This is a genomic window from Yersinia pekkanenii (assembly GCF_001152565.1).
In the GTDB taxonomy this organism is placed as follows: domain Bacteria; phylum Pseudomonadota; class Gammaproteobacteria; order Enterobacterales; family Enterobacteriaceae; genus Yersinia; species Yersinia pekkanenii.
In genome coordinates this window covers 1-536 of record NZ_CQAZ01000209.1, presented here as the reverse complement: position 1 = coordinate 536, position 536 = coordinate 1, and the positions used below count along the sequence as shown (strand labels likewise).

The window sequence follows — 536 nt, the reverse complement described above, 5'->3', positions numbered from 1 at the left end:
GTATATTTTTTAATAACTATTTCATTGAGAGCAATTTTTCATAATCTGGATTGACATGAGGAATCTCCTCTTTACTGCCGTCAGGGTAGGTCGCAGTAATATTTCCCGGTGGAGATACGGGACTTTCAAGCACAACAATCTTATTTATATGCAGATTAGGCTCTATAAATATCTTTTTCCCATTGTAAATTCTGTAATGCCGGCTCAATTGCTCATACCTCACATCTCCTCCGAATAATTTCAAAGTGGTTTTATTGAAAGCATGATTAATAAATACCAGAGGGAATAAATCTGTTTTTAAATGTAAGTTATCATTAACATCTTGCGCCTTGCCAACTCCAAACCCTCCGCTATAGCCTTGATTATCAAAATCAAAAACATAGTTTGTTGCAATAATACTTTTTCCTTGGGTCAAAGAGTTGCTACTGGTCAATTTAACCCCAATTCGCATAGCGCTAAGTTGCCATTCGCACTTTCCACCGCCATCTAGAGCAATACGAGCCTCCCAGATATCACCTCTTCCTTGCTGCGTCATC

The 536-nt window shown here is 38.2% G+C and carries 1 protein-coding gene; it reads right to left on the bottom strand.

Annotated elements, in window-relative coordinates:
* Nucleotides 1-16: 16 nt before the first annotated feature.
* Nucleotides 17-536: hypothetical protein (locus AEP37_RS26860; RefSeq protein WP_049615692.1), on the bottom strand; the 520-nt coding region annotated here is incomplete at its 5' end.